This window comes from Nostoc sp. 2RC (genome assembly GCF_014222165.1).
Taxonomy (GTDB): Bacteria; Cyanobacteriota; Cyanobacteriia; order Cyanobacteriales; family Nostocaceae; genus Nostoc; species Nostoc linckia.
This window is the reverse complement of the sequence record NZ_JACKZU010000758.1, coordinates 1-874: the sequence shown is the minus strand read 5'-3', so window position 1 is coordinate 874 and position 874 is coordinate 1. Positions and strand designations below refer to the sequence as shown.

Sequence of the window (874 nt, the reverse complement as noted above, 5' to 3'; positions counted from 1 at the left end):
GGGGAATGGGGGGATGGGGAGAATATAATTCCCCAGTCAACAGTCATCAGTTAACAGTCATCAGTCATCAGTCAACACCCCCAATGCCCCATACCCAATTTTTTCTACACAGGACTGACTTTGGCTCTATAAAGCAGTTTGTCACCTTGAAGGTAACCAGTGTAGCGCACCTTGACTTTTTCTCCAGATTGTGCAGTTCCTTCCATCAATTGGTGTAGTTGGGGATCGTAGGGTACTTCTGTTCCTACAGATGCGATCGCTTCCACTCCCCACCCTTGTAAAAGTTTTTCTAGGGGTTTCTGTATTAATGGCACTATTTTCACTGCTGCAAACTCTGGATTTTCCTGGGCTTTTTGTGCTGCTGTTGGCCATTGCAACAACAAAGACTCCAGCAGCTGTAAAGTTGACTGCTGGAGTTCTTTTAGTAATATTTCTCGCTGCTGTTCTAATTGAAGTTGCAAGCGCTCGTACTCTATTTTTAAATTTGTAATTTCTTGTAATAATTCTTGATTAGTTGTTGGATTTTGTAATAATTCTACACTTGAAAAAGTTGTCACCAATTCATTTAATGGCATCTTCAACACTGGCGACAGCTTCAGCAGCACATCTACCCGCATTTCCTTTAGTTTTCCTTGCCGTAAACGCAAAATTTGACGCTCTGAGACACCAGTAGCACGACTGAGGGCTTTAAAACTAGAAATACCCACTCGTTGCATTAAATCTTGTAACTTTTCACTGAAATCAATGTTGGGCATGGGGCATTGGGGGTGTTGACTGTTGACTGGTGACTGTTAACTGATGAGTGATGACTGTTAACTGATGACTGTTAACTGGGGAGTTATTATTCTCCCTTGTCTCCCCTATCTCCCCATCC

General features: G+C 42.6%; 1 protein-coding gene. It reads right to left on the bottom strand.

The window, feature by feature from the left end; all coding sequences use genetic code 11:
- Positions 1-104: 104 nt before the first annotated feature.
- Positions 105-755, bottom strand: a complete 651-nt coding sequence (gene grpE / locus GNE10_RS34860; protein WP_185570554.1) for a nucleotide exchange factor GrpE — start codon at positions 753-755, stop codon at positions 105-107.
- Positions 756-874 lie beyond the last annotated feature (119 nt).

What these genes read in the sequence shown, in the direction of transcription:
- grpE (WP_185570554.1), bottom strand. Translation starts at nt 755, where the DNA reads ATGCCCAACATTGATTTCAGTGAAAAGTTACAAGATTTAATGCAACGA.